Origin of the sequence: Pantoea sp. SJZ147 (assembly GCF_007828605.1) — a bacterium.
Taxonomy (GTDB): domain Bacteria; phylum Pseudomonadota; class Gammaproteobacteria; order Enterobacterales; family Enterobacteriaceae; genus Pantoea; species Pantoea allii.
Genome location: NZ_VIVB01000003.1, coordinates 359,672 through 372,258, shown reverse-complemented (window position 1 = coordinate 372,258; position 12,587 = coordinate 359,672). Strand labels below are relative to the sequence as shown.

The window sequence follows — 12,587 nt, the reverse complement described above, 5'->3', positions numbered from 1 at the left end:
GCCATCAGTGAGATATCGCGGCTGCTGATGACGTTACCCTGGGCTTCGCCGGGCACGGTTCCGGGCGAACTGAGAACGCTGTATGAAAAGGCGAGATGGCTGATACTGCCGGGGCGAAGAGAACGAAGTTATCCGCGGGAGCTGCGAATAAGATCCCGGAAATATGCCGATAAAAAAAAGGCTGGTCACCTTAAGTGACCAGCATTAGCCTTTAGGGCGCGGCGCCTTTCAACATTGGTGGGTCGTGCAGGATTGCCTCGGCCCGTTCGGGCCTCGCCCTTCGGGTGATGCTGGCGCATCAGCCTGAATCGCTGCGCGATTCAGTCGCCCCTGCAGCAGGTTCTCATCCTGCACGCCAGACATCGGAGTGCAGAAACGAAAAGAGCGCCCATTGGGCGCTCTTTTCTGTATTGGTGGGTCGTGCAGGATTCGAACCTGCGACCAATTGATTAAAAGTCAACTGCTCTACCAACTGAGCTAACGACCCGCTCGGGGCTTACAACCGCTCAAACACATTCACCAATGATGCCTGAGATTAAGATGGTGGGTCGTGCAGGATTCGAACCTGCGACCAATTGATTAAAAGTCAACTGCTCTACCAACTGAGCTAACGACCCATCTTAATGGTTGTGAAGCAATACTGAAGGTTCTCTTGGGGAACAACGTCCTGCGGGAGATGGTGGGTCGTGCAGGATTCGAACCTGCGACCAATTGATTAAAAGTCAACTGCTCTACCAACTGAGCTAACGACCCATCTTCAGGCTTGCCAGACACATCTGCAATGTGTCCCGGCAACGGCGGCATATATTACTGATTTACCGAGGTAGCGCAACCCTTATTTTCTGTTAAGGAGTTCAATTGCCTACCTTTCATGCGGCAAGACCAGAAATCACACGATATCCGGTCAAACCTGCACAAATTACATACCAGACAAACGTTTTTGCGCCTGCTTAGCAGATTCGGTATCCGGGTAAAGTTTGATCACCTGTTGATAAACGGCTTTGGCTTTCGCCGTGTCGTTTTTCTCCTGCATGATCACGCCAACCTTTAACAACGCTTCAGCAGCCTTGGGGGATTTTGGATACTGCTTCACCACCGTGGCGTAATAATACGCCGCGTCGTCTTTCTTGCCTTTGTTATAAAACAGTTGTCCCAGCCAGTAATTGGCATTCGGCTGATACGTCGAATCCGGGTAGCGCTTCACCCACGCCTGTAGCGCAGTGATCGCCTGGTCGTACTGTTTTTTCTCCAGAATAAGCGCGACAGCAGCATTGTAATCGCTGTTGGCATCGCCGCTCTGGACCGGCGCACTACCACCGGCTGCCGCTGCACCAGACTCCGTGCCAGAGGCTGCAGCACCCGCACCGGCGTTATCGCTGGCACCGGCGGCTGGCTGACTGGCACTGCTGTTGTTGCTGCTCAGACTGTCGATCTGCTGATAGATCTGCTTCTGGCGCTCAACAACCTGGTTCAGCTGATAGGTATTTTGCTGGATTTCCCCACGCAATGAGTCGATATCCCGCTGGTTATCACTCATCTGCTGCTGCAGTTGCTGCATCAGCTGTGCCTGGGCATTTGAGATTCTTTCAAGACTGGTGACACGGTCTTCGACCGAGCCGGAGCCAACGCTACTGATTGACGCTTGGGCATTAGCGGCCCAGGGGGCCGCTACGCCAATCAGTAACGACAGACTCAACAGGTGATGTCTGAAGTTACTAACCATGTGATTCTCTTAGTATACCAGTACGGCACGACGGTTTTTAGCGTAAGCCGCTTCGTCGTGGCCCAGAACAGCCGGCTTCTCTTTACCGTAAGAAACGATAGACATCTGATCGGCTGACACGCCTTTACCTTGCAGGTACATCTTAACGGCGTTAGCACGACGTTCGCCCAAGGCGATGTTGTACTCTGGCGTACCGCGCTCATCCGCATGACCTTCGATAGTCACTTTGTATGATGGGTTGCTACGCAGGAAGTTAGCGTGCTGATCCAGCATCTGAGCGTAGTCAGACTGAACATCAAATTTGTCCAGGCCGAAGTAAACGATGTTGTTCTGTTGCAGCTGTTGCATCTGCAGACGCGCCTGCTCATCAGAAGACATGTTACCGTTGCCGTTCATGCCTGAGTTCGCACCGTAAGCGCCATCAGCACCTGCGCCAGACTGGTCGTTGTTGTTATTTTTGTGTGAGCTACACGCCGCAACTGCCATGATTGGCAGAGCCAGCATTAAACCCTTCAGTACTTTGTTCAGTTGCATTTGAAAATTCCCATTATTGTTTATTTTTTTGTAATGTCAGAAAGCTCAAACATTACAGGTACGGCGACCAGGCAGGAAATTTGACCTGTCCATCAGTTGCCGGAAGACGCGCTTTGAAACGACCGTCAGTAGAAACCAACTGCAACACAGAACCCATACCCTGAGTAGAGCTGTAGATTACCATGGTGCCATTGGGTGCCATGCTCGGCGTTTCATCCAGGAACGTGTCCGTTAACGTTTGAACGGCTCCCGTTACCAGATCCTGTTTGGCGACGTGTTGAGCACCGCCACTGGTGCTAATCATCACCATTGATTTACCATCGCTGGCCACATCAGCATCCTGGTTTTGAGCACCTTCCCAGGTAATACGCTGTGGTGAACCACCATTGATACCAATCTTATAAATTTGTGGTGCGCCAGCCTGATCAGAGGTGTAAGCCAGGGTCTGGCTATCCGGGAACCAGGTCGGTTCAGTACTGTTGTAGCGACCGTCGGTGATCTGGCGAATCTGACCCGAGCCCAGATCCATCACGTACAGGTTGAGGCTGCCGGTTTTCGATAACGCAAACGCCAGCTTAGTGCCGTCAGGCGAGAACGCCGGTGCACCGTTGTGACGTGGGAATGAGGCAACCTGACGTACCGCGCCGTTAGCGAGCGTCTGGATAACCAGCGCTGACTTACCGCTTTCAAAGGTCACATAGGCCACTTTGCTGCCGTCTGGCGACCAGGCTGGTGACATCAACGGCTGCGGTGAGCGATGCACGACAAACTGGTTATAGCCGTCGTAGTCGGCAACGCGCAGTTCGTAAGGGAACTGACCACCGTTGGTCTGCACGACATAGGCGATACGGGTACGGAACGCACCTTTAATGCCCGTCAGCTTCTGGAACGCTTCATCACTGACGGTATGCGCCGCATAGCGTAGCCACTGTTTAGTGATTTTATAGGAGTTTTGCGCCAGCACGGTGCCCGGTGCACCTGCAGTATCGACCAGTTGATAAGAAACCTGATAGCTGCCGTCGGCGTTTTGCTGAACCTGTCCTACCACGACAGCATCAATACCCAGCGCGCTCCATGCAGCAGGCTGCACTTCCTGGGGGCTGGTCGGCTGCTGTGGCAGACGAGAGCGGTCGAGCGGATTGAATTTACCGCTGTTACGCAGGTCAGCCGCGACGATGCCACCGATATCTTCCGGTGCCGCGCCTGAGCCAACCCACTTGAACGGAACCACACCGATTGGACGCGCGCTGTTTACGCCCTGGGTGATTTCAATGCGAACCTCTGCATGCAGCATCGCTGCCCACAACAGGATAAAAAAGCCTAACGTTACGCGAAGAGCTTGCTTCATTTTATCTCCCTTATCTGAACCTGAGTCCGCGATAATTGGCACTGTTCCTGAAAACCACGAGTACAACTAGAGTACGGCAAGCTAACCATAGATCAACCTGCCGCAGGTTACTGCATTATTGCGGTCTGAAACGCATCGGTGCGTTTTTAAACACTTCGTACACCGCTTGTGAAGGCGGTTTCGGAATACGTGCCTGCTTCGCCGCTGCGATTGCGGCCTGGCAGAGAGCCGGATCGCCCCCTTCTGATTTCACATCAATCAGCATACCGTCAGGCGCTAGTTTAATACGTAAGTCACAGCTTTTACCGCTATAAAGATCCGCATCGTAAAAACGGCTCTGAATAGCACTGGTAATCTGCCCAAGATAAGCATTCACCTCGGCCCCAGAGGCACCCGCTTTTTTCTGGTTGCCCTGTCCGGCTGCTCCACCGGACGCCCCGCTTTTCGGCGCATTCTTACCGGACGCTAAGCCGCCCAGCAGATCATCAACGTCGCTGTCATTGGCTGCATCCGCTGCGGCTTTGGCTTTGGCCTCCGCTTTGGCTTTCGCGTCTGCTTTCGCTTTCGCGGCAGCATCGGCTTTGGCTTTTGCTGCGGCTTCCGCTTTTTCTTTCGCTGCTTTTTCTTTGGCTTCCTGAGCGGCCGCGGCTTTGGCTTCCGCGGCAGCTTTAGCTTCAGCGGCCTTGGCTTCTTTAGCCGCTTCCGCTTTAGCCTGCTTCGCCGCTTCCGCCTTGGCCTGTTTAGCGGCCTCGGCCGCTTCGGCTTTGGCCTGCTGTTCAGCCTGCTTCTTCGCTTCTGCCGCCGCGGCTTTCGCCTGTTGCTCGGCCTGCTTCTTCGCCTCTGCTGCGGCCTGCTTAGCGTCTTCCTGAGCCTTTATTTTCGCGTCAGCGGCCGCTTTGGCCTGCGCATCGGCTTCCGCTTTAGCATCCGCTTTGGCTTTCGCTGCAGCCGCTTCTGCGGCTTTCTGTTGTGACTCGGCCTGTTTCGCGGCGGCTTCCGCCGCCTTCTGCTGTTCAGCCTGGGCTTTCGCCTGCTGTTTCGCGTCTTCCTGTGCCTGTAAGCGCTCTTTTTCCAGCTCTTTCAGCCGCTGCTGTTCAGCCGCCTGTTTCTGCTGTAGCTCTTGGGCCTGCTGCTGTGACTGTTTCTGGCGCTGCTGTTCCGCGCGCTGACTGTCACTTTGCTGATTCTGCTGACGATTATATTGATCAACCACCGCACCGGGATCGACCATCACCGCCTCGATATCGCTACCGCCGCCACCGCCGCTGGCTTCAATATGCTCATTAAACGAGCTCCATATCAGCAGGGCAATCAGCACGATATGCAGAATCACCGAAATGATTATCGCGCGCTTTAACTTTTCGTTTTGCTCGGTTGCCTTCGACACACTCGGTTCCCAAAAACGGTTCGACTTTAAATCGGCTGCGTCATCAAACCGACAGATTTAACCCCAGCCTGATGCAACAGGTTCAGCGCCTTAATGATTTCATCATAAGGCACCTCTTTCGCACCGCCGATCAGAAAGACGGTTTTCGGATTCGCTTCCAGACGACGTTGCGCTTCGCTAATCACCTGTTCCGGTGGTAGCTGCGATAAACGATCGTGATCCACCACCATGCTGTATTGGCCGACACCCGACACTTCTACAATCACGGGAGGATTATCATCGCTGGAAACCGTTTTAGAATCCGTCGCATCCGGCAAATCCACTTCCACGCTTTGGGTTATGATTGGGGCTGTCGCCATAAAGATCAGCAACAACACCAGCAGAACGTCCAGCAGCGGAACAATGTTGATTTCCGACTTTAGCTCGCGGCGACCGCGACCACGCACTCGGGCCATCATTTACCTCTGTTTACTTAGCGCTGTCGCTGGAAAAGGCCTGACGATGCAGGATAGCCGTGAACTCTTCCATGAAGTTGTCATAGCCCTGTTCCAGTTTATTCACGCGCTGGTTCAGTCGGTTATACGCCATCACCGCTGGAATCGCCGCGAACAAACCGATGGCCGTGGCGATCAAGGCTTCTGCGATACCTGGCGCAACCATCTGCAACGTTGCCTGTTTTACTGCTCCGAGGGCAATAAAGGCATGCATGATCCCCCACACCGTACCAAACAGACCGATATACGGGCTGATGGAACCGACGGTGCCAAGGAAAGGAATATGGTTTTCCAGCGCTTCCAGCTCACGATTCATGGAAATGCGCATTGCCCTGCTCGCCCCTTCCACTGCGGCTTCAGGTGCATGGTTGTTGACTCGATGCAGACGCGCAAATTCTTTGAAACCGGCGTAAAAAATTTGCTCTGAGCCTGACAGCTCTTCGCGACGCGCCTGGCTTTCCTGATAAAGGCGAGAAAGCTCAACGCCGGACCAGAATTTGTCTTCAAAGGCGTCAGCTTCCCTTCCCGCCGCATTCAGAATACGCGTGCGCTGGATGATGATTGCCCATGAAGCAATCGAAAAGCCGATCAAAATCAACATGATAAGTTTGACCAGAAGGCTCGCCTTCAGGAACAAATCAAGAACGTTCATGTCAGTCACTGCTTGAACTCCGCGACAATAGACTTGGGAAGCGCAATCGGCTTCATTAGGTGTGGGTTGATGCAGGCAATCAGGACCTCTGCCTCATTGAGCACTTTGCCTTCTGCATTCACGATACGCTGGGTGAATGTCATCGTCGCCCGGGTCATTGATGTCACTTCGCTCTGAATTTCCAGAAGATCGTCAAGACGCGCCGCCGAAAGATAGTCCACCGTTATGCGCCGTACCACAAAAGCAATCTGCTGTTCTAACAGCGTCTGCTGATTGAAATGATGCTGACGCAACATTTCGGTACGTGCTCGTTCATAAAAAGCGATATAGCTGGCGTGATAAACCACACCACCGGCATCGGTATCTTCATAGTAGACCCGAACCGGCCAGCGAAACAGCGTTGTACTCACTCTACATCCCGGCCTCGTTTTAAACGTTGCTACTATACGCAAGACAATTGGGGTTGGGAATGGGCTGCCAGGGCCAGGAGAAAATAATTATCAGTTGGTTACAACCGGAAGGCTTTAATGGAGGCTTCTTGACCAGACGCTGAAGTAAACTCACGTTTCAGCGCGTTATACTGCCAGGCAGTCAGAGATAAAACCGGCTCACCCCCCACAAGAGTACCACCAGGGCAGGTAAAGGGGTAAAAAAAGCGCGCCAGCGCAATCGTCGCGGCTGAAACCCGGTGCCGTGAATAACGCCCGTGCACACCGCCCAGATAAGCAACATCCCCTGCCACAGCAGAATGCCGCCTGAGCCACTGGCAAAGCGTGCGGGATTCCATAACAGGCATCCCGCCAGCCAGAGTGCCAGAATCAGCGAAAGGGCCCGGAACGGGCCCTTATCCATCAGACGATACGCCGTCTGAATCAACCGGCCCATCAGGGTTGCCGATCCGACGTCGCGCCGTCTTCAATATGCTCTATGGCCAGCGCCGTGATGATACCAAAGGCGCACGCCAGCAAGGTGCCAAGAATCCAGGCAAAATACCACATGTGTTGACTCCTTAATCAGTACAGTGAGTTGCTGTTGCTTTCAACATGCTCTTTGGTGATGCGGCCAAACATCTTCCAGTAACACCAACTGGTGTAGAGCAGGATGATGGGCACAAAAATTATCGCGGCAAAGGTCATGGTTTTCAGCGTCAGCAAACTGGATGTCGCATCCCACATAGTCAGACTGGTGCCCGGTACCGTACTGGAAGGCATAATGAACGGAAACATGGCAATACCGGCCGTCATGATGACGCAGGCAAGCGTCAGTGAAGAGAACACAAACGCCCATGCGCTTTTGTTCATCCGTGAGCACAGCACCGTCAGCAGGGGCAGCACAACGCCCAGCAGTGGGAACAGCCACAACACAGGATGCTGCTGGAAATTCACCATCCAGGCACCGGCTTCACGCACCACGGTTTTTCCCAGCGGATTAGAAGCGGCATAGTGATCAAGCGTGCTGGTCACCACATAACCCGCAATACCGTACTTCACCCACAAACCAGCCAGCGCAAAACACACCATCATTACCAGTGTGGCGATCTGTGCGGTGGTACGTGAACGCAGATAGAGTTCGCCGGTTGTCCGCATTTGCAGATAGGTTGCCCCCTGCGCCAGTATCATCGCCACGCTGACCACACCGGCCAGCAGGCCAAACGGGTTCAGCAACTGGAAGAAGTTTCCGGTGTAGTAAAGGCGCATATACTCATCGGCGTGAAACGGCACGCCCTGCAACAGGTTGCCAAAAGCCACGCCAATCACCAAAGGCGGCACGAAGCTGCCGATAAAAATGCCCCAGTCCCAGGCCCCGCGCCAGCGCTTGTCTTCAATCTTTGAGCGGTAATCAAAGCCTACCGGACGGAAAAACAGCGAAGCCAGCACCAGGATCATCGCCACATAAAACCCTGAAAACGCGGCGGCATAAACCATCGGCCAGGCAGCAAACAGCGCACCACCTGCGGTAATTAACCAGACCTGGTTGCCGTCCCAGTGCGGCGCAATGGTGTTAATCATTACCCGACGCTCGGTATCCGTTCGGCCTAACAGGCGCGTTAACATGCCGACGCCCATATCGAAGCCATCAGTGACGGCAAAGCCTACCAGCAAAATGCCGATCAGCAGCCACCAGACAAAGCGCAGAACTTCATAATCAAACATGGCGGTTCTCCTTATCCACGTACCGGCTGAACATTTTTCGCCATCTGCTCATGGTGATAACGACCCGTTTTCAGGCTGCTTGGCCCCAGGCGGGCAAATTTAAACATCAGATACATCTCGGCCACCAGGAACAACGTATAGAGGCCGCAAATCAGCCCCATTGAGAACAGAATATCCCCAATGGTGAGCGACGAATTCGCCACGGCCGTAGGCAGCACCTCACCTATTGCCCAGGGTTGACGGCCATATTCTGCGACAAACCACCCTGCCTCAACCGCAATCCACGGCAGCGGAATGCCATACAGCGCGGCTTTGAGTAACCAGCGATTTTTGCCGATGCGATTACGAATGACGCTCCAGAACGACAGCGCGATAACGCCGAGCAACAGCACCCCACAGAGCACCATGATACGGAAAGCAAAATACAGCGGTGCCACGCGCGGAATGGAATCCTGCGTTGCCTGTTTGATTTGCGCCTCGCTGGCATCAGAGACGTTTGGCGTATAGCGCTTCAACAGCAGGCCATAACCCAGATCTTTTTTACTGTGATTAAACGCCTCACGCACAGCCGGGTCGGTATTGCCGCTGCGCAGCGCGTTTAGCAGTGCATAGGCTTTCATGCCGTTTCGAATGCGCACTTCATGTTGGGCCATCAGTTCTTTCAGACCGGTTACGGGCGTATCCGTTGAGCGGGTAGCAATCAGCCCCAACAGATAGGGAATCTGAATGGCGTAATGATTCTGCTGCGATGCCTGATCGGGCAAACCAAACAGAGTAAACGCGGCCGGTGCGGGCTGGGTGTCCCATTCGGCTTCAATGGCAGCCAGCTTGGTTTTCTGAACATCCCCCATCTCGTAACCTGACTCATCACCCAGCACGATGACGGACAGTATGGCTGCCATACCAAAACTGGCGGCGATGGCAAAAGAGCGTTTAGCAAAAGCCAGATCTCGCCCTTTCAGTAAATACCATGCGCTGATGCCCAAAATGAACATCGCACCTGTGGTGTAACCCGACGCGACAGTGTGAACAAATTTCACCTGGGCAACCGGATTTAACACCAGCTCCGAGAAGCTCAGCATCTCCATGCGCATGGTTTCAAAATTAAACTCAGAGGCGATGGGGTTCTGCATCCAGCCGTTTGCTACCAGAATCCACAGTGCAGACATGTTGGAACCCAGCGCCACCAGCCAGGTGACAGCCAGGTGCTGAACTTTACCCAGACGATCCCAACCGAAAAAGAACAGGCCAACAAAGGTAGACTCAAGAAAGAATGCCATTAATCCTTCAATGGCCAACGGCGCACCAAAAATATCGCCGACATAATGAGAATAGTAAGACCAGTTGGTGCCGAACTGAAACTCCATCGTCAGCCCGGTTGCCACGCCCAGCGCAAAGTTAATACCAAATAACTTGCCCCAGAATTTCGTCATATCCTTATAAATTTGTTTACCGCTCAGCACATAGACCGTTTCCATTATTGCCAGCAAAAACGCCATACCGAGCGTTAATGGGACGAAAAGGAAATGGTACATCGCCGTTAAGGCAAACTGTAAACGCGACAGCTCGACAATATCTAGCATAATGACTCCTTGCTCCTCACCTTAACTCTGTATCCGTACAGACTGAATAAGAGTCAGGAACGACTGATTATTGATTCCAGTTTTGTCATCGACAGGACAGATCTGTGTGCGGCCTGGGATGAGGGCGTAACGGTTAACAGAAACCTGTGAAACACCAATGCAGCAGCGTGGCTCAAACGTTTAACGAGTAATAAATGAAAAATTGATGCTTTCCCGTATTTGTACAAACGTATGAATATTTTTTTAAAAGGCTGGATTGATGCAGCGCAATTTAAGCGCTTAACCGCATCCTTTGCTAGCAGTAAAGTTTGTTATAAATGACAGAAAATTGATTTGGAATAATGAAAAGAGATGGGAAATATGTTCTCACGAAGACTTTGTTAAAAAACTGTCATCGGGCAATTTGCTTTTCTATAAATATTTAACTTTATATCTTATTGAATAACTTTTTTTGCGGCCAGGATGAAATCCTAAGCCAAATTAATAATAGCAAACATCACAGGAATACTTAAGATTATTTTATGTTATTTATGGGCGGTACTAAAATTAAACACGCGGTGCCGTGGATTATTCAATGCAAAGACGTAAAAAAGCCACCCGAAGGTGGCTCTGTGATAATACTCAGGCCTGTTATTTGGCTGGCAGGACGGCTTTAACGGCATCGCCGATATCAGCCAGACTGCGTACGGTTTTCACGCCTGCCGCTTCCAGCGCAGCAAACTTCTCGTCTGCTGTACCTTTACCACCGGCAATAATGGCGCCAGCGTGGCCCATACGTTTGCCTTTCGGGGCCGTTACGCCAGCAATGTAGCCGACAACCGGTTTAGTCACGTGCTCTTTAATAAAAGCAGCGGCTTCTTCTTCAGCGCTACCACCGATTTCACCGATCATGACGATCGCTTCCGTCTGTGGATCGTCCTGGAACATTTTCAGGATGTCGATGAAGTTAGAACCTGGGATCGGGTCACCGCCAATACCAACGCAGGTTGACTGACCGTAGCCGATATCGGTGGTCTGCTTAACGGCTTCATAGGTCAGGGTGCCTGAACGCGATACGATACCAACACGGCCCGGCTGATGAATGTGTCCCGGCATGATACCGATCTTACATTCGCCTGGGGTGATCACACCTGGGCAGTTTGGACCGATCATGCGTACGCCCGCTTCATCCAGCTTCATCTTCACGGTCAGCATGTCCAGCGTCGGGATGCCTTCGGTGATGGTGATGATCAGCTTGATACCGGCATCGATGGCTTCCAGGATACCGTCTTTGCAGAACGGTGCCGGAACATAGATGACGGTTGCCGTTGCGCCGGTCGCTTCCACCGCTTCACGTACGGTGTTAAAGACTGGCAGGCCCAGATGCGTGGTGCCGCCTTTGCCTGGCGTAACGCCGCCAACCAGTTGCGTGCCGTATGCCAGCGCCTGCTCAGAGTGGAAAGTCCCTTGTCCGCCGGTGAATCCCTGGCAAATGACTTTGGTGTTTTTGTCGATCAAAATGGACATTATTTACCCTCCGCAGCAGCAACAACACGCTGTGCCGCGTCTGTCAGACTGGTTGCTGCAATGATGTTCAGACCACTGTCCGCCAGTTTCTTAGCGCCCAGTTCAGCGTTGTTACCTTCCAGACGTACCACGACCGGTACGTTAACACCCACTTCTGCTACTGCACCGATGATGCCGTCTGCGATCAGGTCGCAACGTACGATGCCGCCGAAGATGTTAACGAATACCGCTTTCACGGCGTCGTCAGACAGGATGATTTTAAAGGCTTCGGTTACGCGCTCTTTGGTCGCGCCGCCGCCCACATCCAGGAAGTTCGCTGGCTGGCCACCGTGGTGCTTAACGATGTCCATGGTACCCATTGCCAGGCCTGCGCCGTTAACCATACAACCGATGTTGCCTTCCAGCGCAACATAGTTCAGTTCCCACTGTGTCGCGTGCGCTTCACGAGGATCTTCCTGGCTTGGATCGCGCATTTCACGCAGCTCTGGCTGACGGAACAGGGCATTGCCATCGGCACCCAGTTTGCCATCCAGACAGATCAGGTCGCCCTGCTTGGTGATCACCAGCGGGTTGATCTCAACCATCGCCAGGTCACGCTCCAGGAACATGGTGGCCAGACCCATGAAAATTTTAGTGAACTGGCTGACTTGCTTACCGGTCAGGCCCAGTTTAAAGGCTAACTCACGGCCCTGATAAGGCTGTGGACCGGCCAAAGGGTCCAGCGCCATTTTGTGGATCAGGTGTGGCGTTTCTTCTGCCACTTTCTCGATTTCCACGCCGCCTTCGGTCGATGCCATAAAGATGACACGACGCGTCGCACGGTCAACCACGGCGCCCAGGTACAGCTCCTGATCGATATCGGTCGCGGCTTCAACCAGAATCTGGTTTACCGGCTGACCATTGGCGTCAGTTTGGTAAGTTACCAGACGTTTACCCAGCCAGTTTTCGGCGAAAGCACGGATGTCTTCTTTACTGTTAACCACCTTCACACCGCCCGCTTTACCGCGGCCACCGGCATGAACCTGACATTTAACTACCCACGGGCCTGCACCGATTTTCGATGCTGCTTCTTCTGCTTCACGTGGTGTAGTACAGGCGTAGCCGGTCGGTGCTGGCATGCCATACCGTGCAAACAGCTGTTTAGCCTGGTATTCGTGTAAGTTCATGATGTTCTATCCATTCAGATCTGAAAAGAGTATTGAGGTTG

Annotated in this window: 13 protein-coding genes, 3 tRNA genes, 1 other RNA gene and 1 pseudogene; 1 reads left to right on the top strand and 17 read right to left on the bottom strand. The window is 53.0% G+C overall.

The features are described from left to right. Positions 1-198, top strand: a pseudogene (locus FBY13_RS23550) (IS4 family transposase); the annotation flags it as partial. A gap of 37 nt (positions 199-235) precedes the next feature. Here FBY13_RS23550 and FBY13_RS07105 read toward each other — a convergent pair. From FBY13_RS07105 to sucC, 17 genes are all read right to left on the bottom strand, one after another. Further along, a non-coding RNA gene (locus tag FBY13_RS07105) (RtT sRNA) lies at positions 236-368 on the bottom strand. 43 nt (positions 369-411) lie between these two features. Next, positions 412-487: transfer RNA gene (locus tag FBY13_RS07100), tRNA-Lys, on the bottom strand. Positions 488-541: 54 nt separating this feature from the next. Further along, positions 542-617, bottom strand: a tRNA-Lys gene (locus FBY13_RS07095). Between the two features lie 60 nt (positions 618-677). Continuing rightward, positions 678-753, bottom strand: a tRNA-Lys gene (locus FBY13_RS07090). A 166-nt stretch (positions 754-919) separates the two neighbouring features. Next, positions 920-1,723, bottom strand: a complete 804-nt coding sequence (cpoB, locus tag FBY13_RS07085; protein ID WP_145393812.1) for a cell division protein CpoB — start codon at positions 1,721-1,723, stop codon at positions 920-922. 9 nt (positions 1,724-1,732) lie between these two features. Continuing rightward, positions 1,733-2,257: a peptidoglycan-associated lipoprotein Pal gene (pal, locus tag FBY13_RS07080; RefSeq protein ID WP_063878801.1), complete on the bottom strand. Its 525-nt coding sequence runs from the start codon at positions 2,255-2,257 to the stop codon at positions 1,733-1,735. 52 nt (positions 2,258-2,309) lie between these two features. Further along, positions 2,310-3,605 carry a Tol-Pal system beta propeller repeat protein TolB gene (tolB, locus tag FBY13_RS07075; protein WP_063878800.1) on the bottom strand — a complete coding sequence of 432 codons (1,296 nt, stop codon included), beginning with the start codon at positions 3,603-3,605 and terminating at the stop codon, positions 2,310-2,312. Positions 3,606-3,720: 115 nt separating this feature from the next. Continuing rightward, complete coding sequence (gene tolA, locus FBY13_RS07070) at positions 3,721-4,992, bottom strand: cell envelope integrity protein TolA (protein WP_145393811.1); 1,272 nt, start codon at positions 4,990-4,992, stop codon at positions 3,721-3,723. A 26-nt stretch (positions 4,993-5,018) separates the two neighbouring features. Beyond that, positions 5,019-5,447, bottom strand: a complete 429-nt coding sequence (gene tolR / locus FBY13_RS07065) for a colicin uptake protein TolR (protein WP_014606291.1) — start codon at positions 5,445-5,447, stop codon at positions 5,019-5,021. Positions 5,448-5,460: 13 nt separating this feature from the next. Further along, on the bottom strand, positions 5,461-6,147 hold the full coding sequence (gene tolQ, locus FBY13_RS07060; RefSeq protein WP_063878797.1) for a Tol-Pal system protein TolQ: 687 nt from the start codon (positions 6,145-6,147) through the stop codon (positions 5,461-5,463). After that, positions 6,144-6,548: a tol-pal system-associated acyl-CoA thioesterase gene (ybgC, locus tag FBY13_RS07055; RefSeq protein WP_063878796.1), complete on the bottom strand. Its 405-nt coding sequence runs from the start codon at positions 6,546-6,548 to the stop codon at positions 6,144-6,146. The genes tolQ and ybgC overlap by 4 nt, the downstream gene beginning before the upstream one ends. A gap of 181 nt (positions 6,549-6,729) precedes the next feature. Then, entirely contained in the window at positions 6,730-7,023 is a 294-nt protein-coding gene (gene ybgE, locus FBY13_RS07050; protein WP_096012129.1) for a cyd operon protein YbgE, read from the bottom strand. Beyond that, positions 7,023-7,136: a cytochrome bd-I oxidase subunit CydX gene (gene cydX / locus FBY13_RS07045; RefSeq protein ID WP_063878794.1), complete on the bottom strand. Its 114-nt coding sequence runs from the start codon at positions 7,134-7,136 to the stop codon at positions 7,023-7,025. The genes ybgE and cydX overlap by 1 nt, the downstream gene beginning before the upstream one ends. 15 nt (positions 7,137-7,151) lie before the next feature. Further along, the gene (gene cydB / locus FBY13_RS07040; protein ID WP_063878793.1) at positions 7,152-8,291 is read right to left on the bottom strand and encodes a cytochrome d ubiquinol oxidase subunit II; all 1,140 of its coding nucleotides are present in this window, start codon (positions 8,289-8,291) and stop codon (positions 7,152-7,154) included. Between the two features lie 11 nt (positions 8,292-8,302). Next, the gene (gene cydA, locus FBY13_RS07035) at positions 8,303-9,874 is read right to left on the bottom strand and encodes a cytochrome ubiquinol oxidase subunit I (RefSeq protein ID WP_145393810.1); all 1,572 of its coding nucleotides are present in this window, start codon (positions 9,872-9,874) and stop codon (positions 8,303-8,305) included. 630 nt (positions 9,875-10,504) lie between these two features. Continuing rightward, on the bottom strand, positions 10,505-11,380 hold the full coding sequence (gene sucD / locus FBY13_RS07030; protein ID WP_013025067.1) for a succinate--CoA ligase subunit alpha: 876 nt from the start codon (positions 11,378-11,380) through the stop codon (positions 10,505-10,507). Next, positions 11,380-12,546: an ADP-forming succinate--CoA ligase subunit beta gene (gene sucC, locus FBY13_RS07025; RefSeq protein ID WP_013025065.1), complete on the bottom strand. Its 1,167-nt coding sequence runs from the start codon at positions 12,544-12,546 to the stop codon at positions 11,380-11,382. Before sucC ends, sucD begins: the two co-directional genes overlap by 1 nt. Between the last annotated feature and the right edge of the window lie 41 nt (positions 12,547-12,587).

Bases quoted from the DNA above. Each gene is read 5' to 3' on its own strand.
- cpoB (WP_145393812.1), bottom strand. From the start codon at position 1,723: ATGGTTAGTAACTTCAGACATCACCTGTTGAGTCTGTCGTTACTGATT.
- pal (WP_063878801.1), bottom strand. From the start codon at position 2,257: ATGCAACTGAACAAAGTACTGAAGGGTTTAATGCTGGCTCTGCCAATC.
- tolB (WP_063878800.1), bottom strand. From the start codon at position 3,605: ATGAAGCAAGCTCTTCGCGTAACGTTAGGCTTTTTTATCCTGTTGTGG.
- tolR (WP_014606291.1), bottom strand. From the start codon at position 5,447: ATGGCCCGAGTGCGTGGTCGCGGTCGCCGCGAGCTAAAGTCGGAAATC.
- ybgE (WP_096012129.1), bottom strand. From the start codon at position 7,023: ATGGGCCGGTTGATTCAGACGGCGTATCGTCTGATGGATAAGGGCCCG.
- cydX (WP_063878794.1), bottom strand. From the start codon at position 7,136: ATGTGGTATTTTGCCTGGATTCTTGGCACCTTGCTGGCGTGCGCCTTT.
- cydB (WP_063878793.1), bottom strand. From the start codon at position 8,291: ATGTTTGATTATGAAGTTCTGCGCTTTGTCTGGTGGCTGCTGATCGGC.
- cydA (WP_145393810.1), bottom strand. From the start codon at position 9,874: ATGCTAGATATTGTCGAGCTGTCGCGTTTACAGTTTGCCTTAACGGCG.
- sucD (WP_013025067.1), bottom strand. From the start codon at position 11,380: ATGTCCATTTTGATCGACAAAAACACCAAAGTCATTTGCCAGGGATTC.
- sucC (WP_013025065.1), bottom strand. From the start codon at position 12,546: ATGAACTTACACGAATACCAGGCTAAACAGCTGTTTGCACGGTATGGC.